This is a genomic window from Streptomyces sp. NPDC086835 (genome assembly GCF_044745705.1).
Classification (GTDB): domain Bacteria; phylum Actinomycetota; class Actinomycetes; order Streptomycetales; family Streptomycetaceae; genus Streptomyces.
Window position 1 is genome coordinate 283,827 of record NZ_JBIVAU010000004.1, and the last position, 17,965, is coordinate 301,791.

At 72.9% G+C, this 17,965-nt stretch carries 17 protein-coding genes; 6 read left to right on the forward strand and 11 right to left on the reverse strand.

Annotated elements, in window-relative coordinates:
• Positions 1-55: 55 nt before the first annotated feature.
• Entirely contained in the window at positions 56-1,363 is a 1,308-nt protein-coding gene (locus tag ACIPJI_RS16440) for an MFS transporter (RefSeq protein WP_356618649.1), read from the forward strand.
• Here ACIPJI_RS16440 and ACIPJI_RS16445 read toward each other — a convergent pair.
• Both ACIPJI_RS16445 and ACIPJI_RS16450 read right to left on the reverse strand, forming a co-directional pair.
• Positions 1,360-1,863, reverse strand: coding sequence for a DUF1203 domain-containing protein (locus tag ACIPJI_RS16445; RefSeq protein ID WP_402246881.1), 504 nt, complete (start codon positions 1,861-1,863; stop codon positions 1,360-1,362). The genes ACIPJI_RS16440 and ACIPJI_RS16445 overlap by 4 nt on opposite strands.
• A gap of 39 nt (positions 1,864-1,902) precedes the next feature.
• The gene (locus ACIPJI_RS16450) at positions 1,903-2,496 is read right to left on the reverse strand and encodes a flavin reductase family protein (protein ID WP_307710396.1); all 594 of its coding nucleotides are present in this window, start codon (positions 2,494-2,496) and stop codon (positions 1,903-1,905) included.
• A 97-nt stretch (positions 2,497-2,593) separates the two neighbouring features.
• Here ACIPJI_RS16450 and ACIPJI_RS16455 point away from each other — a divergent pair, with 97 nt between their 5' ends.
• A complete protein-coding gene (locus ACIPJI_RS16455; protein WP_402246883.1) occupies positions 2,594-3,505 on the forward strand; it encodes a hypothetical protein in 912 nt (303 codons plus the stop codon).
• 39 nt (positions 3,506-3,544) lie between these two features.
• Here the strand turns inward: ACIPJI_RS16455 and ACIPJI_RS16460 are convergent, their stop codons facing one another.
• From ACIPJI_RS16460 to ACIPJI_RS16475, 4 genes are all read right to left on the reverse strand, one after another.
• Positions 3,545-3,667: a hypothetical protein gene (locus ACIPJI_RS16460; RefSeq protein WP_402246885.1), complete on the reverse strand. Its 123-nt coding sequence runs from the start codon at positions 3,665-3,667 to the stop codon at positions 3,545-3,547.
• Positions 3,668-4,459 carry an enoyl-CoA hydratase/isomerase family protein gene (locus ACIPJI_RS16465; protein ID WP_402246887.1) on the reverse strand — a complete coding sequence of 264 codons (792 nt, stop codon included), beginning with the start codon at positions 4,457-4,459 and terminating at the stop codon, positions 3,668-3,670.
• The gene (locus tag ACIPJI_RS16470) at positions 4,450-6,681 is read right to left on the reverse strand and encodes an acetate--CoA ligase family protein (RefSeq protein WP_402246889.1); all 2,232 of its coding nucleotides are present in this window, start codon (positions 6,679-6,681) and stop codon (positions 4,450-4,452) included. The genes ACIPJI_RS16465 and ACIPJI_RS16470 overlap by 10 nt, the downstream gene beginning before the upstream one ends.
• Before the next feature lie 301 nt (positions 6,682-6,982).
• A complete protein-coding gene (locus ACIPJI_RS16475) occupies positions 6,983-8,146 on the reverse strand; it encodes a flavin-containing monooxygenase (protein ID WP_402246891.1) in 1,164 nt (387 codons plus the stop codon).
• 151 nt (positions 8,147-8,297) lie between these two features.
• Between ACIPJI_RS16475 and ACIPJI_RS16480 the strand changes: the two genes are divergently transcribed.
• Both ACIPJI_RS16480 and ACIPJI_RS16485 read left to right on the forward strand, forming a co-directional pair.
• Positions 8,298-8,747, forward strand: coding sequence for a DoxX family membrane protein (locus tag ACIPJI_RS16480; protein ID WP_307706970.1), 450 nt, complete (start codon positions 8,298-8,300; stop codon positions 8,745-8,747).
• On the forward strand, positions 8,747-9,208 hold the full coding sequence (locus ACIPJI_RS16485) for a Zn-ribbon domain-containing OB-fold protein (RefSeq protein ID WP_402246893.1): 462 nt from the start codon (positions 8,747-8,749) through the stop codon (positions 9,206-9,208). The genes ACIPJI_RS16480 and ACIPJI_RS16485 overlap by 1 nt, the downstream gene beginning before the upstream one ends.
• Here the strand turns inward: ACIPJI_RS16485 and ACIPJI_RS16490 are convergent.
• A complete protein-coding gene (locus ACIPJI_RS16490; protein WP_356618636.1) occupies positions 9,157-9,837 on the reverse strand; it encodes a pyridoxal 5'-phosphate synthase in 681 nt (226 codons plus the stop codon). The two genes, ACIPJI_RS16485 and ACIPJI_RS16490, sit on opposite strands and share 52 nt — an antisense overlap.
• Before the next feature lie 37 nt (positions 9,838-9,874).
• Positions 9,875-11,044 (reverse strand): thiolase C-terminal domain-containing protein, encoded by a 1,170-nt coding sequence (locus ACIPJI_RS16495; protein ID WP_356618634.1) that lies wholly within the window; start codon positions 11,042-11,044, stop codon positions 9,875-9,877.
• Positions 11,045-11,157: 113 nt separating this feature from the next.
• Between ACIPJI_RS16495 and ACIPJI_RS16500 the strand changes: the two genes are divergently transcribed.
• Positions 11,158-12,339, forward strand: coding sequence for an acyl-CoA dehydrogenase family protein (locus ACIPJI_RS16500; protein ID WP_402246895.1), 1,182 nt, complete (start codon positions 11,158-11,160; stop codon positions 12,337-12,339).
• Here the strand turns inward: ACIPJI_RS16500 and ACIPJI_RS16505 are convergent.
• From ACIPJI_RS16505 to ACIPJI_RS16515, 3 genes are all read right to left on the reverse strand, one after another.
• Entirely contained in the window at positions 12,333-12,935 is a 603-nt protein-coding gene (locus ACIPJI_RS16505) for a hypothetical protein (protein WP_402246897.1), read from the reverse strand. The two genes, ACIPJI_RS16500 and ACIPJI_RS16505, sit on opposite strands and share 7 nt — an antisense overlap.
• Before the next feature lie 464 nt (positions 12,936-13,399).
• Entirely contained in the window at positions 13,400-15,721 is a 2,322-nt protein-coding gene (locus ACIPJI_RS16510; RefSeq protein ID WP_402246899.1) for a PQQ-binding-like beta-propeller repeat protein, read from the reverse strand.
• 265 nt (positions 15,722-15,986) lie between these two features.
• Positions 15,987-16,910 (reverse strand): VOC family protein, encoded by a 924-nt coding sequence (locus tag ACIPJI_RS16515; RefSeq protein WP_402246901.1) that lies wholly within the window; start codon positions 16,908-16,910, stop codon positions 15,987-15,989.
• A gap of 283 nt (positions 16,911-17,193) precedes the next feature.
• Here ACIPJI_RS16515 and ACIPJI_RS16520 point away from each other — a divergent pair, with 283 nt between their 5' ends.
• Positions 17,194-17,841 carry a TetR family transcriptional regulator gene (locus ACIPJI_RS16520; protein ID WP_402246903.1) on the forward strand — a complete coding sequence of 216 codons (648 nt, stop codon included), beginning with the start codon at positions 17,194-17,196 and terminating at the stop codon, positions 17,839-17,841.
• Positions 17,842-17,965 lie beyond the last annotated feature (124 nt).

Consider the following 17,965-nt stretch of genomic DNA (forward strand, 5'->3'; position numbering starts at 1 on the left):
TGCTGTCCTTCGGGCCACTCGCTGCGGGCGGATCCCGGACCGGAAGCTGGGTGACGTGACCCAGACAACCGCGACCAGCGCCGGCTCCGAGCAGCCGCTTCGCCGTCCGCCCCGTATCCACCGCGCCTGGTTCGTCGCAGCCGTCACCTTCGTGACGATCATCGGCGCCGCGGCCTTCGCGTCCCTGCCGGGTCTGCTGATCGAGCCGTTGCACGAAGACTTCGGATGGTCGCGGGGCACCATCGGCTTCGCCGTCTCGGTCAACCTGGCCCTGTACGGGCTGACCGCGCCGTTCGCCGCGGCCCTGATGGACCGTTTCGGCATCCGCCGGGTCGTCGCCGTCGCGTTGACCGTGATCGCGATCGGGTCGGCGCTGACGGTGACGATGACCGCGGCCTGGCAACTGGTCCTGTACTGGGGTGTCCTCGTCGGCCTCGGCTCCGGCTCCATGGCGCTCGCGTTCGCCGCGACGGTCACCAACCGGTGGTTCGTGCAGCGCCGCGGCCTGGTCACCGGCATCCTCACCGCAGCGGGCGCGTCCGGGCAGCTCGTCTTCCTGCCGCTGTTGGCGTGGCTGGTGGAGAACCACGAGTGGGAGCCCGCCTCGATCACCGTCGCGCTCTCCGCGCTGGCCGTCGTCCCCTTCGTCTGGCTGCTGCTGCGCGACCACCCGGCCGACGTGGGCCTCGCCGCGTACGGCGCCGAGGGCTTCACGCCCAAGCCGGAGCCGGTGCCCGGCGCGGCGCGCAGGGCGCTCTCCGTCCTCCTCCGGGCCGCCCGCACCGGTCCGTTCTGGCTGCTGGCCGGCACCTTCGCGATCTGCGGGGCCTCGACGAACGGCCTGGTCAAGACGCACTTCGTGCCGGCGGCGCACGACCACGGAATGCCGATCACGGCGGCCGCGTCGCTGCTCGCCGTGATCGGTGTCTTCGACGTCGTGGGCACGATCGCGTCCGGCTGGTTCACCGACCGCTTCGACGCGCGCCGCCTCCTCGCCGTGTACTACGCGCTGCGCGGCGTCTCGCTCCTGTTCCTGCCGATCCTGCTCGGGCCGTCCGTCGAGCCGCCGATGATCTTCTTCATCGTCTTCTACGGACTCGACTGGGTCGCCACCGTCCCGCCGACGATCGCCCTGTGCCGCGAGCACTACGGCGACGACAGCGCGATCGTCTTCGGCTGGGTGCTGGCCTCCCATCAGGTCGGCGCGGCCGTCGTCGCCTTCGCGGGCGGCGTCGCCCGCGACGTCTTCGGCTCGTACGACGTGGTCTGGTACGCCTCCGGCGCCCTGTGCGCGGCAGCGGCCCTGATGGCCCTCGTCATCCGTCGCAAGCCGCTCCCGAAGGTCCCGGTCGCCACGGTCTAGCAGCGGCGGATCTCGACCATGAAGCAGCCGAACTCCACGGCCCGCACGTGCACCAGCGCCACCGCCGGATCCGCGAAGACGTCCCGCAGGACGCCCTCCACCTCGGCGGCCCGCTCCCGGGGGAGCTCGACCAGCGTCCCGCCGAGGATGCGCCCGCCGTTGTCGTACGCGCGCAGGACCCTGCGCGGGCCGTGCAGCCCGACCGGGTAACCGGGCCCGGACGTCTGCCCCGCGCACTCCTCCGCGTGGACGAAGACCGGCCCGCACTCGTCGTACGGCCCCGGATCGGCGCCGGTCCCTGCCGCCCAGCGGCGCAGCGGGGCGTACGAGACGAGAGCGATGCGTTCACCCGCCTCGCTGTGCCGCAGGCAGCAGCGGAGCGGGGCGCCGCCCTGCGGATCGACGGCGGGTCGCGGGACGAGTCCCGCGTCGTCGCGTTCCCGCAACTGCTTCAACACGGCGGGCGCGATCGCGAGATTTTCGTAGGTCGTCGTGGTCATGCGACCAGCATCCGCGGCGGGACCGGCGTGTGCCGGCGGCTATCGGACGTCGAACCGCCCGAACCGCCCGCGGTGGAACAGCAGGGGCGCGCCGTCCTCCTCGGCGTCCAGCGCCACCACCCGGCCGACGACGAGGAGGTGGTCGCCGCCGGTGTGCACGGCCTGGACGGTGCAGTCGATCCAGGCGGGCACACCGTCCAGCAGCGGCGCGCCGGTGACGGGCGCCGGCCGGTACGCGACCCCGGCGAACTTGTCCGCCCCGCTGACGGCGAAGCCCCGGCACAGCTCGCCCTGGTCCTCACCGAGGATGTTGACGCAGAAGCCTCCGGCGCGGGCGATCCGCGGCCAGGTCGTGGACGTGCGCCCCACCATGAAGACGACGAGGGGCGGATCGAGCGACAGCGACGCGAACGACTGGCAGGCGAACCCGGCGGGCCCGTCCTCGCCGGCCGCCGTCACGACGGTCACCCCGCTGGCGAAGTGCCCCAGCACCCGCCGGAACTCCCCGACGCCGAACGGCGCCCGCTCGTCCTCCCCGACGGCCCGCAGCACGGGCGCCGGTACGCCGGCCCCCGGTCCGGCCCCGGTCGGCGCCCCGACGGACCTCAGATACCGGACGGCGGTGGCGGCCATGGCGGCGTGTCCCATCACACCACCATTGAAACTGACGGAATGTCAGAAAGGAACCCCCGTGACGTGGGCTCCCGGTGCCGGGGTACTGTCCGGTTGGTTGAACGTGTTCAATTCGGAGGTGGGAGTGAGGGACGAACCGCGCGGCAGCCGGATGGGAATCGGGCTGTTCGCCTCCGCGTCCGCGTTCGGTGCGCAGGTCGTCGTGCTCATGGTGGGGCATTGGTGGCTGCCCGCGCAGGAGGATACGTACTACGCGCCGGGACCGGCCGTCGGGCTGCTCTTCGTCGCTCTGCTCGCCCCGCTGTCCCTCGCCGTCGTCGGCTTCGGCCACGCACTGGCGATGTCCCTCCCCGCGATCCTGCTCGGCCGCCTCGCCGCCCGACGGCGCCCACCCGCCTGGTGCTGGAGCCTGGCCGCGGCGGCACCGCTCTCCTTGCTGTACGCACTGCTCGCGTGGGCGAACGGCGCGTCGTATCCCGTCGCTCTGCTGTGGACGCTGGGCTCGAGCGTGATCCCCATCCTCTTCGGGCACCATGCGATACACCGCGCGGCCCTCGGCGGACCGAGGCCCCGCCGGCGGCTGATCGGTGAACTCACCCTGGGCACCGCCGTCTGCGTGGCTCTGGCCATGGGCCTGATCGCGCTCGGGCTCCGGACCGGCCACCTCAAGGAGTACGAGCCCCCCGAGATCAGCCGTACCGACGCTGTGGGCACGTGGCGCATCGAGGGCGGTACGGAGGTCCGTCTTGCCGCGGACGGCCGTGCGTCCTTCCGCAGCCTGCCGCACATCGGATCCACCTTGGGGGAAACGGAGTTCTGTGACGGCGACGGCACCTGGTCGTGGCGCGGGCATGGCCCCGATGACCGGGCCGCCGTCGATTTCACGGTCCAGGGCTGCCGGGACGCGCGCGACCGATGGACGTTCAGCGGTACCCGGGACCGTCTCGAACTCTTTGTCGTGATCGGCGACCCTGACTCGGGTGACCTCTACATCCTGCGCAAGGGGTGACCGGCACGGGTACGGGCCTCGGGTACTGCGCCGCTGGGGTCAGCCCGCACGATCGAGGGGCTCGAACGCGACGCTGAGCCGTGCCCCGAGCGCTGCCGCGAGCCGTTCGAGCAGCGGAAGCGTCGGCATGGTGCCGCCCGCGTGGTGGTCCGGCTTCGGCATCTACCGCCCTTCGAAACGCGCCGCCCTGCGCTCCACGAAGCTCGCCACACCCTCCTGGGCGTCGTGGGTGGTCATGTTGAGTTCCTGGGACACGGCCTCCGCGGCGAAGGACGTGGCGCGGTCCGCGTCCAGGGAGGTGTTCACCAGGTGCTTGGTCAGGGCGAGCGCCCGGGTCGGGCCGGCGGCCAGGCGGGCGGCCCATTCGCGGGCCGTCCTGTCCAGGTCCGCCGCGGGGACGACCCGGTTGACGAGGCCCATGCGCAGCGCCTCCGGCGCGGGGAGGGCGTCGCCGAAGAACATCAGCTCCTTCGCGCGCTGCGGGCCGATCAGACGGGGCAGCAGATACGCCCCGCCGCCGTCCGGCACCAGCCCCCGCCGTACGAACACCTCGATGAAGCGGGCCTCCTCCGCCGCCAGGACCAGGTCGCAGGCGAAGGCCAGATGCGCGCCGATACCGGCCGCCGTGCCGTTGACCGCCGCGATCACCGGCTTCTCGCAGTCCAGCACCGCCCCGATCAGCCGCTGCGCGCCGAGCCGGACGGTCCGGGCGATGTCCCCCGGGACGTGTTCGCGCGGTGGCGCCCCACGCAGGTCGGCGCCCGCGCAGAAGCCCCGGCCCGTCGCCGTGACGACGACGGCGCGCACCGCCGGGTCCGAGGATGCGGCGGCGAGCAGGTCGATGATCCGCTCCCGCTGCTCCCAGGTGAGGGCGTTCATCGCCTCCGGGCGGTCGAGGGTGATCCAGGAGACGCCGTCCGACACGGCGTGCCGCACGTCAGGGCTCACCGGCACACCGCCAGCGCGTCCAGCGCCACCGCGCCCTGCCCGCGCGGCAGCACCATCAGCGGGTTGACCTCCAGTTCGGCGAGCTGGTCGCCCAGTTCGAGCGCCATCCGCTGCACCCGCAGGACCACCTCGACGAGCGCGTCCACATCCACCGGCGGGCCGCCCCGTACGCCTTCGAACAGTGCCCGGCCGCGCAGTTCGCCGAGCATGGACCGTGCCTGGTCCTCGCCGAAGGGCGGGACGCGCACGGCAGTGTCGTGCAGTACCTCCACCAGCACCCCGCCGAGGCCGACGGTCACGGTGGGGCCGAACAGCTCGTCCGGCGCGACCCCGACGACCGTCTCGACGCCCCGCTCCACCATCTGGCACACCAGCACGCCGTCGAGGTCCACGCCCTCATAACGGGCGATGTCGGTGAGCTCGCGGTAGCTGTCACGCACCTGGCTCGCCGAGGTGAGGCCGATCTTGACGAGTCCCAGCTCGGTCTTGTGCGCGAGCTGCGGCGCCGACGCCTTCATCACGACCGGGTAGCCCACCAGGGCCGCCGCCCGTACCGATGCCGCCGCGCTGGTCACCAGCTGTTCGCGGGGCACGCGGATCCCGTAGGCCCGCAGCAGCTGCTTCGCCGCGTGCTCGCTCAGCTGCTCGCCGGGTCGCATCAGCGCTTGCGCCTTGCGGTACGAGGGGGAGGGGGTGCGCGGCGCCTCGTCGAACGGGGAGCGGTAGCGGGCCGTGAACCGGTGGTGGGACAGATGGGCGCGCACGGCCGTGATGCAGTTGGAGAAGGTGCGGAAGGTCGCGACGCGGGAGGAGCCGAGGAGCGTGGTCCGGTACGCCTCCTCCGTGCCGGCCGGTGACCCCCACACCACGCACACCAGCTTGTCGGTGGTCTCCGCCGCGTCCACCAGGTCCTGGGCGAGCCTGTCGCTCATCGGCGGGAAGGGGCCGGTGATCGGGCAGATCAGCACGTCCACGTCCGGGTCGGCCAGGATCGCGTCGATGATCTTGCGGCCGCGGTGGTCGCCCACCGGGTGTCCGCCGTTGTCGATGGGGTTGGAGACGTTCAGGTAGGGCGGTATCCACTGGTGCAGTTCGGCCTGCCGGGCGTCGCTCAGCCGTGGGATCCGCAGTCCCGCGGCGGTCGCCAGGTCCGCGAAGTGCGCGCCGGTGCCGCCGGAGATCGAGTAGACGGCGACGCCGTCGCCGGCCGGGCGCCGCGCACGCGCCAGCAGCGCCGCGGTGTCCTGGAGTTCGTCGAGCCCGTCGACGCGGATGACGCCGAACTGCCGCATCGCCGCGTCCACCACCTGGTCGCTGCCGGTGAGTTTGCCGGTGTGCGAGGCGGCCGTCCGCGCGCCGGTGTCGGTGCGGCCGACCTTGACGGCGACGACCGGCACCCCGCGCCGGGCCGCCCGGTCGGCGGCGAGCAGGAAGGAGCGCCCGTCCTTCAGTCCCTCCACGTAGCAGGCGATGGAGCCGACCTCCGGGCGCTCGGCGAAGTACGAAATGAAGTCGGCGGTCTCGAGGTCGGCCTCGTTGCCGGTGGGCGCCCAGTGGGAGAGCCGTACGCCGAGCTCCTGCATGGTGAACACGGGCCGGCCCTGGTGGCCGGACTGGGTGATGAGCGCGATCGCCGGCCCTTCGAGGTCGTCGCGGAACGTCTCGAAGGCGTTGAGATTGGTGTTGGGGCCGAGCAGCCGTACGCCGGAGCGCGCCACGGCCGCCGCGAGCCGTGCCTGGGCGGCGGCGCCCTGCTCGCCGGTCTCCGCGTACCCGGAGGCGAACGCGACCGCGAACGGCACCTTGGCCTCGCCGAGTTGCGGGATCAGCGGGAGCGGGTCGCGGACCAGCAGTACGGCGAGGTCGACGGGGCCCGGCAGGTCGGCGACGGAGGGTACGCAGTCGAGGCCGAAGACGGAGGTCCGGGTGGGGTGCACGGGGTGCAGGAGTGCGCCGACGCGTGCGGCCCAGTCGACGAGTTGGCGGGTGATGCCGGTGTTGGGCCTGCCCTCGGTGTCCGAGGCCCCGACGACCGCGACGGAGGAGGGGCGGAAGAACCGGTCCAGGTCGGGCACCGGCGCGTACAGAGGCCGGCCGCTCACATCGAGGTCACCTGTGGACGCGGCGGGTCCGGCGGCTTCGTGGACGGCGTTTGCGGGGCGGTCGCCGCAGGCGACGACGCGCGCGCGAAGGTCGGAGGTGAGGGTGCCGTGAGTTGATCCGAGCATCGCTGGTCTCCGCTCCTGCTCGATGGCCGAGCTGTCCGGCCGGTTAACTGACGCTCAGTCAGGTTACCGAACTGACTGGTAGTCAGGAACCGTCGTGCGAACGGAGAACGCGCCGGTGCGCGTCCGGCGCGTCACGCTGGGCGCGTCGCATCGCGTCGTGGGCGCCTCACGGTGAGTGGCGGCGGCCGCCGCCCTTGGGGCGGATCGCTCCGGCGGAGGAACCGGGCCCGCCGTGGGGCGGAGGCGTCGTCCGGCCGGAGCGGTGCCCGGGGCCGGGCCGGCGCCGGCCCCGGCGGCGTCGCTACGTCAGCGCCTTCGCGATCTTGCGGGCGTCGATCGCCATCTCGCGGAGCATGCCGCTGATGGGATTGGTGAAGCCGGTGAAGTACAGACCCGGCGCCTGCGCAGGGGTGCGGCCACCGTGGACGACGGGGCGGCCGCGCTCGTCGAGCACGCCGAGGTGTCCCACCAGGTCCTCCAGTCCACGCCGGTAGCCGGTCGCGGCGATCACGGCGTCAGGGGAGATCCGTGTACCGTCGGCCAGCACCGCTTTGCCGTCGTCGAACGACTCGAGGGCCGCGACGGGCTCGACCTTGCCCGTGCGTACGGCGTCGATCAGGCCCACGTCCTGCACGGGGATGGCGCCTTGCTTGACGCGCGAGTACAGGCCCGTGTCCGGGCGGGGCAGCCCCTGGGCGGCCAGGTCGGGTACCGCGATCCTGCTCATGACCCTGCCCGCCCGGTCCACCAGCCGCACCGGGAGCCGGCGGACCAGGATGCCGGTGCGCTGGGCGGGCCAGCCCGCGGTGGAGCGGCGCACGATGTGCGGGACGGTGCGCACGGCCAGCCGTACGCGCGCGGCGCCGCCCTCCACGAGGTCGACGGCGATCTCGGCGCCGGTGTTGCCCACGCCGACGACGAGCACGTCCTTGCCCGCGAAGGGCGCGGGGTTGCGGTACTCGCCGGCGTGCGACAGCCGGCCCTGGTACGTGTCGCGGCCCGGCCAGTCGGGCAGATGCGGGGTGTGGTTGTAGCCCGTGGCCACCACGACCGCCCGCCCGGTCAGCCGGCGGCCGCCGGTGGCGTGCAGCAACCAGTCGTTCCCGGCCGGCTCGATGCGGTACACCTCGACACCGGTGACGATCTCCAGCCCGTGGAACTCCGCGTACTTGTCCAGATAGCGGACGACGTCGTCACGCGAGACCCAGCGGCCGAACGAGCGGGGCATCGGCAGGCCGGGCAGCGCGGAGAGTCTGCGGGTGGTGTGCAGATGGAGCCGGTCGTAGTGCCGCCGCCAGGACGCGCCGACCGACTCGGACCTCTCGAGCACCACCGCCCGTACACCCCGCTCGCGCAGTGCGGCCGCGGCGGCGAGACCGCCCGGGCCGCCGCCGACGACATACACCGGGCGGTCGTTCGTCCGGTCGATGCCCGGGTATCTGTCGGAGTCCTTTTCGTCGGCCATGAGCGTGAGCGTAATGACCCACCGGTTTGATGGGTCTCAGTCAAGACGGAGTTCGGTTGCGAATCGGTCACGGTCCCGCCCTCTTGTGCCCGCCGCCTCCTTCCGCTGAACTGACGTACCGTCAGAAAGTAGCGGGAGGGGAGGCCGGAGCGTGCGGACGATATTGCTCACCGGTGCCGAATGGACCGCCGTTCTGCGCATCGGCCTCGGCCTGTGGTGGCTGGAGAGCTGGCGCCACAAGGACCGCAAGGGCTGGCTCCGGCGCGGTACGGGCATCACGTGGGCGGCCGGCGTCGCGGCGGAGCACCGCTGGCAGGCCGTCCGCACCGGCTTCGACAAGGTGGTGGCGCCCCGGCCCAAGGCGATGGCGTACCTCGTGGTGCACGCGGAACTCGCCCTCGGCCTCGGCCTGATCAGCGGATTCCTGACCCCGGTGGCGCTGATCGGAGGGCTGCTGCTCAATCTGCTCTACCTGGTGCTCATGATCCACGACTGGGCGGAGCAGGGGCAGAACGCCATGATGGCCCTGATCTCCCTGGTCGCCCTCTTCGCCATGTCCTGGCAGGTGTGGTCGCTCGACGACGCGATCGGACTCTTCTGATGACCCAGGACCCGTCGACGCCCGGCATCGACGACTTCACCCGCCCCTACTGGGACGCGGCCGCCGCCGGCGAACTGCTGATCCGCCGCTGCGCCGCCTGCGGCCGGGCACACCACTATCCGCGCGAGTTCTGTCCGCACTGCTGGAGCGACGACGTCGGCTGGGAGCGTGCCGTCGGCCGCGCCACGCTCTACACCTGGTCCGTCGTCCACCGCAACGACCTGCCGCCCTTCACGGACCGCGTGCCCTACGCGGCGGCGCTGGTCGAACTCGCCGAAGGGGTGCGGATGATGACCGAGGTCGTGGAGTGCGAGCCGGACCGGCTGGCCGTCGGGACGGAGCTGACGGTCGCCTTCCGTACGGGAGAGGACGGCGTCAGCGTCCCGGTCTTCCGGCCGGCCGGGCCTGCTCAGGGCCAGAGCAGTTCCCGCTCCCACGTTCCGCCGGCGGCCCGCCGGTAGCGCAGCCGCACATGCCGGCGCTGTTCGTCGCCCTGGAAGAACTCGGCCTCGCACGGCTGGAGCACGTACCGGGTCCATGTCGGCACCGGGGCGTCCGGCTCGGCCCGCGCCTTCTCCCAAGCGGCCTGCGAGACGCGCGCCAACTCCTCCACGGAGTCCAGCACTTCGCTCTGCCGCCCGGTCAGCGCCGCCGCCAGCGCGCCCGTCGAGCGGGCGTGCAGATCGGCCGCGCTCTCCTCGGCGGAGGTGGGGACGACCCGGCCCCGGACCCTGACCTGGCGGCCCTGCGCGGCCCAGTAGAAGACGAGCGACGCCTCCGGCGCGGCCGCCAGCTGCCGGCCCTTCGCGCTGGTGGCGTGCGAGGCGAAGTGCCAGCCGTGCTCGTCGGCGTCGTGGAGCATCACGATCCGGGCGTCCGGACGCCCCTGGGCGTCCACCGTCGCCAGGGTCATGGTGTGCGGCTCCGGCTGGCCGGCCGCCACGGCCTCGCCGAACCACCGGTGGAACAGCGGCAGCGGCTCACCGGGCGCGCCGGCCGGGTCGAACCCGGGCAGCTCGACGTCCCAGACGCGCTGCGCGTGCAGCAGGGCGCGGAAGGCCGCCTGCGGGTCCCGCTCTTCATGGTCCATGGACGCATTCAACCTCCCCGGCCTCCGCCGGGTGGGATCAGCCCCGCCCCAGCACCACCGTCCCCGACGAGCAGAACCAGCCGCCCGTCCCCGACGCCACCGCGAGCGCCGGCAGCCGCCCGCCCGGCCCCCGGACCTGGTGGGCGCCGGCCTCGCCCCGCAGCTGCCGCACGGCCTCCACCAGGAGGAACAGCCCCCGCATGCCCGGGTGGCAGGCCGAGAGGCCGCCTCCGTCGGTGTTGACCGGCAGCTCCCCGTCCCGCAGCAACCGCCCCTGCTCGACGAAGGCGCCGCCCTCGCCCTTGGCGCAGAAGCCGAGGTCCTCCAGCGTCACCAAGGTCATGTAGGTGAAGGCGTCGTAGATCTCCGCGATGTCGATCTCGTCGGGCCGCACCCCGGCCCGCTCGAAGGCGAGCCGGCCGCTCACCGCCGCGGGGGAGACGGTGAAGTCGTCCCACTCCGACATGGTGGTGTGGGACACGTGCTCACCGGTGCCGAGGATCCAGACCGGGTCCTTCGCCGTGTCCGGTACGTACTCCTCCGCGGCCAGCAGCACCGCGCAGCCGCCGTCGCTGCGGATGCAGCAGTGCAGCTTGGTGAACGGGTCGGCGATCACCGGGCCGTCCAGCACGTCGTCGACGGTGATCGGATCACGGAACATGGCGTCCTCGTTGGCGGCGGCGTTCGCCCGCGCCTGGACGGCCACCTGGGCGAGCTGCTCCAGGGTCGTGCCGTATCGGTGCATGTGACGGCGCGCGGCCATCGCGTACTTGGCGACGAGGGTGTGCCCGTACGGCACCTCGAACTGGAGGGGGCCACGGGTGCCGAAGGACAGGTCGGAGGTGCGCCGTCCCGCCTTGATGTCGGCGCGGGCGGTGGACCCGTAGACCAACAGCACCACATTGGCGTGACCGGCGGCGACGGCGTCGGCCGCGTGCGCCGCCATGACCTCCCAGCTCGCTCCGCCGACGGCCGTGGAGTCCACCCAGAGGGGTCGCAGGCCGAGGTACTCGGCGACCTCGGCCGGCGCGAATGTGCCGAGACCGGCCGAGGCGAGGCCGTCCACGACGGAGCGGTCCAGACCGGAGTCGGCGAGCGCCCGGCGGGCCGCCTGGGCGTGCAGCGCGTAGGGGGTGAGGCCGTCGACGCGGCCGCAGTCCGAGAGGGACATGCCGACGACGGCGACCTTGCGCGATGTGGTGGGCATGTATCTGACGGTACATCAGATAGTGCACGCCAAGGGGTGGAAGACGTCTGTGCATCCCGCCCCCGACGCCCTAACATGACCGCCCGTCAGAATGTCGTGGGCAGGAGCCGCCGATGGATGCCGCCTTCACCACCGAGCAGCACGAGATCCGCCGCACGCTGCGCGAAGCGCTGACGGAACACACGAGCCCCGCCGGGTCCGCCGCGGCCGCCCGCACGCCCGAGGGGTACGACACCGAGCTGTGGGCCCGCCTCGCGGGGCAGCTCGGCCTGCCCGGCCTCGCGCTCCCCGCCCGGTACGGCGGCGCGGACCGTACCCTCACCGAACTCGCGCTCGCCTGCGAGGAGAGCGGCCGGGTCCTGCTGCCGTCGCCCCTGCTCGCCACCGCCGGCCTCGCCGCCCCCCTGATCTGCGCACTCGGCACCCCCGCACAGTGCGCCGAGCTCCTGCCCCGGATCGCGGACTCCTCCCTGACCTGCGCGCTCGCCGTCCCCGGCAACCTCGCCGAGGCGCTCGCGCTGACCGGCGACAACACGGCCGGCGTGTGGGCGGGCGGCGGCCGGGCCGGCGGCATCCAGGCCCGGCGCACGGGGGACGGCTGGACCCTCTACGGCGAGGCCCCGCAGGTCCTCGACGGCCACAGCGCCCGACTGCTGCTCGTCGCCGCCCACACGGGCGGCTTCCCGCGCAGCCGCCCCCTGCTCTTCCAGGTCGACGCCGACGCACCCGGCCTGACCCGCACCCGGCTGACGGCACTCGACGAGACCCGCCCGCAGGCCCGGCTCGAACTCCGCGACAGCCCCGCCCGGCTCCTCGGCGAGGACGGCGCCGATGTGCCCCGCGCCCTGCACGCCACCGGCTGCGGTGCGGCCACCCTCCTCGCGGCGGAAGCGGCGGGCGCGGCGGCGGGCGCGCTGTCGACAACCGTGGAGCACGTCAGGACCCGGGAGAAGTCCGGCCGCCCCACCGGCTCCCTCCAGGCCGTCGAGCACCGGCTCGCCGATCTGTACGTCCACGTCCAGGCGGCCCGCTCCGCGGCGTACTACGCGGCAGGGGACCCGGAGGCGGGCGCCCTGGCACTCGCGCAGTGCCTCGAGACACTGCGCACGGTCGCGGGCGAGACCGTGCAGTTGCACGGCGGCACCGGCTTCACCTGGGAACACGAGGCGCATCTGTACGTCAAACGGGCCGCGGCCGACGAACTGCTCTTCGGACCCGTGCACCGGCTGCGCGACGCCGCCGCCGAACGGGCCGGGCTGTTCGCGTTCTCCAAGGAGACCGCCGGCCGTCAGTGACGTCTGAACCTCGTGTGCCGGGGCCGAGCCTCCTCGTCCCCGGGGTGTTCGCCCGCGTCGTACTGGTCGTGGCCCTGATAGGGGCCGGGGCTGTTCGGGTCCCGGCCGTACGGACCCCAGTCCTCCGCCGCTGCCGGGACATGCCCCGGGGGCTCCTCGTCGTACGGCTCCTCACGCCTGCGGCGCAGCGCGCGGCGACCGCTCATCAGCGCGGCGGCCAACAGCAGCAGCACGCCTCCGCCGAAGGCGAGCGCCACGCCCGGTCCGAGCCCGTCCCCGCCCGCCGTGAGACTGCCGGCGGTCTGACCCTGCCGGACCATCCACAGGACGGTGAACCCGAGGACGACGACGCCGGCGAGCGCCACCAACAGGCGGGAACGCAGCAGCAGACCGATCAGGGTCAGCAGGGCGGCGAAGGCCATGGGGAGCAGGAGGGACGTGAAGAGCTCGCCCTCGTTCGAGGTGATTCCGGTGAACAGGTCCTGGATGCGGTAGTCGCGCCCGTGACGGTCGTCGTACCAGTCATGGAAGGGGCTCCATACGGCGGCCGTCGCTCCGATGAGAGCGAGTATCGAGCCGATGACGTTGCGGATCATCGCCGGCCTCCTTCTGTCGCCGCAGCCGACGGCGACATGCGGCGGGTACCCAGCGGATCCGTCTTGAACCGGGCGCGCGGCGGTCGTGCCCGCTGCGCGGGGCCGTTCCCCTCCCCGCCCCTTCCCGCTGTGCCGATGTGCGGCTCCGCCGCGTGGCGGGCAGGCCCCGGACCCTGTACCGCGCTCCACGCGGTGCCCTCAATTACCGCCCATGGCCTGGCGGCCGTGGGAGGTGCCCCCAGGCGGGCTGGATTTTCGCTGAGCGAGATCAACCTCGTCGGGCGGAGGCTTTTCCAGCCTCGCCGGCGTTCGAGGCGCGGGGGCCCGGTGGGGGTCCCCCCCACGCCGCCACGGCGTAGGGGGAGGAGCCCCCGAAACGCCGCGCGGAGCGCGGTACGGGTCCGGGCGGAGCCCGGTTGCGGGAAGGGGCGGGGAGGGGGCAAGCCCGCCGCAGGTGCTACGCGTCAGCGCGTCGCCGCGCCGCGACCCGTCGCCGTCCCCTTCACCGCGTCCAGCGCGTACACGCACCGGTCCTTGCTGCACGCGTACACCACACCGTTGCGCGCCACCGGCGACCCCGTGATCTCGCCGCCGGTCGCCAGCTTCCAGCGGAGCTGGCCGCCGCTCGCGTCGAGCGTGTAGAGCACGTGGTCGGCGGAGCCGAAGTGGACGCGGCCGTCGGCGACGACCGGTGCGCCGACGACCTCGCCGCCGGCCGCGAAGCGCCACATCGGGGTGCCGGTCACGGCGTCGAGGGTGTAGAGCGCCGAGCCGCTGCCGACGTGGACGTTGCCGGCCGCGACGAGTACCGGCTCGCTGGACTGGCGGGACTCCGTGGCGATGCGCCACCGGTCCTTGCCGGTGGTGGCGTCCAGCGCGTAGACGGTGCCGAGGTAGTCGGCGAGGTACACGCCGCCGCCGGTCACGGCGGGGCCGGGCGCGAACGCGGGCGGCGAGAGGAACACCGCGGGCGCCTCGAAGTGCCAGCGCACCAGTCCGGACGTGATGTCGACGGCGAGCACCCGCGTGCCGGCACAGACGTACACGTAGCCGTCGGGCGCCGGCTGCACCCGTACGGGCACGTTCCCGCAGGAGGCGGCGTCCCCGATCGGGTACGACCAGCGTTCGTCGCCGGTGCGGGCCTCGAGGGCGCGCAGCCGTGCGTCCTTCCACACGTACACCGTGTCACCGAAGATCGCGGGGCCGGCCTCCGGTGTCTCGAAGTCGCTCTGGGCGCCGGTGATCTCCCACAGCTTCTCGCCGTTGGAGGCCTCCCATGCCTGCACGCCGCCGCCGCGGGTGCCGGTGAGGACGGTGCCGCGGTCGACCTTGAGGGAGTACACCCAGGCGTCGGTCTGGAGCCGCCAGCGTTCGTTGCCGGTGGCGGCGTCGAGCGCGTACAGCGTCGGACCGTCGGAGGCGTGGATACGGCCGGCGGCGACGGCCATCGCCCAGGCCACGTCCCGCGTCTTGAACTGGCGGCGGCCGGTCCCCACGTCCAGCGCGTGCACCTCGAAGGAGGTGACGTACAGCAGGTCGCCGTCGACGACCGGTGTCCCCCACACGTCGTTCGACATGCGGAAACGCCAGGGCCGCCAGTGGGCGGGACCGGGCTCCGGCGCCTGCGCGGGCGGCGGGACGGGTGACGGCGGCGCGGCCACAGCGCCGCCGGGCGGCCGCACCCAGCCGGTGGCGGGTCCGGCCTCCGCGACCACGGCGCGGCCGGTGTCGGCGACCCGGGGTCCGGGTCCGATCGGAACGTTGGAGCCGGGCAGCCGTACCGGGGCGGCCATGGACTGCGGGGGCGCTGACTGCGGCTGGGGAGGCGCCGGGGGGACGGGCGGCGGGGTGGGGCGCGAGGGCGCGGGGCGCTGGGGCGTGGCCTGCGGACGGCCGCCACCGCGACGGGTCTCGATCATGGTGGTGGCCGAGGCAGGCAGCCAGGCGGATGCGGTGCCGCTGTCGTCGCTGCCGGAGGAGAAGAGATGGGGCGCCAGCTGGGCCTGAAGGTCCTCGGGCGTGGGCCGCAGCCCGGCCTCCATCTGCATGCAGGAGTCGATCAGCGGCCGCAGCTCGTCCGGGAGCCCTTCGAGGTCCGGGCCTTCGCGCAGCAGCATGAAGACGGTCTCCACGGGGTTCGCGCCGTGGAAGGGCGCGTGTCCGGTGGCTGCGAAGACCAGGGTGGAGCCGAGTGAGAAGACATCGCTGGCACCGGTCACGCTGCGGGAGTCGCGGGCCTGCTCCGGCGACATGTAGGCGGGCGTGCCGACGGCGACGTTGGTCATGGTCAGCCGGGTGTTCGAGACGCCGGACGCGATACCGAAGTCGATGACGCGCGGCCCGTCCTCCACCACCAGCACGTTGGACGGCTTGAGGTCGCGGTGCACGAGGCCCGCCCCGTGGATGGACTGCAGCGCTTCCGCGATGCCCGCCGCGAGCCATCGGACGGCCTGGGCGGGCAGGGGCCCGCATTCGTTGATGATCTCCTCGAGGGAGGGCGCGGGCACGTACGCGGTGGCCAGCCACGGCACCGCGGCGCGCGGGTCCGCGTCGACCACGGCGGCGGTGTAGAAGCCGCTGACCGCGCGGGCCGCCTCCACCTCGCGCGTGAAGCGGACGCGGAACAGCTGGTCCTCCGCGAGCTCGGTCCGCACGGTCTTGATCGCGACCCGGCGGCCGGACGCCGACCTGGCGAGATAGACCAGTCCCATGCCACCGGCACCGAGCCGGCCCAGCACCTCGAACGGACCGATCCGTCTCGGGTCGTGCTGCGTCAGCTGCTCCATACCTGCGTGCCACCTCCCCGTACGGGCTCCCACGAAATGGAGCCCGTCACATACAGCCCCGTGCAGGGTCTCACCATCGAGCCCCTCAGCGGTGAGCACCCTGATTCTTCCTGTACGGAGCCACGGTTGCGAACCCGGGGGCGGATCGGGGTGTCTCACCGCGTTTCGGGCATCGCTGTGAGCGTGGTCACCGGCCGGGACCTGGCAGGCGCCGGCCGGTGGGGGATACGCGGACCGGCCCCCCGGGGCCGCTCACATCGTCGCCTCAGGCGCTTCTTGCGGCCTCTCCGTCCTCGTCGGACGAGTCGCGGTCCAGCCTTCGCGTCCCGCCCCTGCCGGACTCCGACTGGGTCCCGTCGCTCTCGGTCTCCTGCGTCCCGCCGGGCGCGTCCGACCGGTCCGGCTCCGCCAGCACCGCGAACGTGGCGCCCTGGTTGTCGCCGAACACGGCGATCCGCCCGTACGGGGTGTCGGACGGGACGGTGCGGACCCGGCCGCCGAGGCGGACGACGGACTCGGCCGTGGCGTCGCAGTCGGTGACGCAGAAGTAGACGAGGAAGTGGTCGGGCATCTCCGGCGGGAACTCGTCCGTGATCGCGCTGCGTCCGCCGACGGCCGTGCTCTCGCCCGGTTCCGTACCGGCCGGCGACCACATGCGGAAGCCGGCCATGGTGCCGGTGAGGTCCGTGCCCTGGAAGTGGAACACGGACTCGTAGAAGTCGTCCGCGCGCTCGTGGTCCCGGGTGTACACCTCGGTCCAGCAGAACGAGTTCGGCTCGCCCTGCTTCTCGAAGCCCTGCCGGGTGCCCGCCTGCCACAGGCCGAACACCGCGCCGCCGGGGTCCGCGGCGACGGCGGAGATCCCCGCGGAGTCGACGGGCAGCGGGTCGTTGATCATTCGGCCGCCGTGGTCGGCGATGCGCCGGCCGAGGGCCTTGGCGTCGGGGGTGGCGAAGTAGACGCCCCACACGGTGGGCATGCGGCCGTCCCGCTTGGGAGTCAGCGCGCCGACCAGCCGTCCGTCGCTGAAGGCGTCGGCAAAGCGCCCGCGGGTGCCGCCGGCGACGTGGCCGCCGCCCCGTTCGGTGAAGGTCCAGCCGAAGAGCTCGCCGTAGAAGCGCTTGCCCGCCTCCACGTCGGGGAGCGATGCGTCCACCCAGCACGGCGTGCCCTCTGCGAATGCGGCCATGGACCTGATTCCTTCCCTGGGTGTGGTGCCCGTCACCATCAAGCTAACGGCGCATCACGCGGGGCGCGCGGAATCAATTCGAACATATGGGTGATATGGGCCGCTCCGGCAAGGGGGGAACGGTCGAAAGGGGTATGCGGGGTGCTCCCGGCGGGACCGATCCCGTCGAGTTGTCCACCGAAGTTGTCCACAGCCTGTTGATAACACTATTGCTGTCCGTGGTCGGCACCCCATTTGCAGTCGGCCGAATCGCGCGCCGATCACCCCTCGGTAAGCTGACGGCATGACAGGACAAGTGCGCACCGTCGACGGCCGGGTAGCCGGCCGACGCGGGCAGGCGACGCGGCAGAAACTGCTCGACTGCCTCAGCGAGATGCTCAGCTCGTCGCCGTACCGGGACGTCAAAGTCATCGACGTGGCCCGTAAAGCGGGCACTTCCCCGGCGACGTTCTACCAGTACTTCCCGGACGTCGAGGGCGCCGTTCTCGAAATCGCCGAGGAAATGGCCAAGGAGGGCGCCGAGTTGACCGACCTGGTCTCCGGCCGCTCCTGGGTCGGTAAGGCGGGCTGGCAGACGGCGGAGGAACTGGTCGAGGGTTTCCTCGACTTCTGGCGCCGCAACGACGCCATTCTCCGCGTGGTCGATCTCGGTGCCGCCGAGGGCGACAAGCGTTTCTACAAGATCCGTATGAAGATCCTGACCTCGGTCACCAACTCCCTCTCGGACGCCGTCAAGGAGCTCCAGAGCAAGGGCAAGGTCGACAAGGACGTCAGCCCCGGAGCGATGGCCGGATCGCTGGTGGCGATGCTGGCCGCGGTCGCCTCGCACCAGAAGGGCTTCACGACCTGGGGGGTCAAGCAGGCCGAACTCAAGCCGAACCTCGCCCTGGTGGTGCACCTCGGCATCACGGGCAAGAAGCCGGCGAAGTAACGGCCCCACGGAGCTGCCGGCCCGGTGCCGGGTGCGAGTCCTGTCACGCCGACGGCGGTCCCCCCGCGGGGGTGACCGCCGTCGGCGTTCTCGTGTCGGGAGGCGTCCCATGACGCTGCTAGGG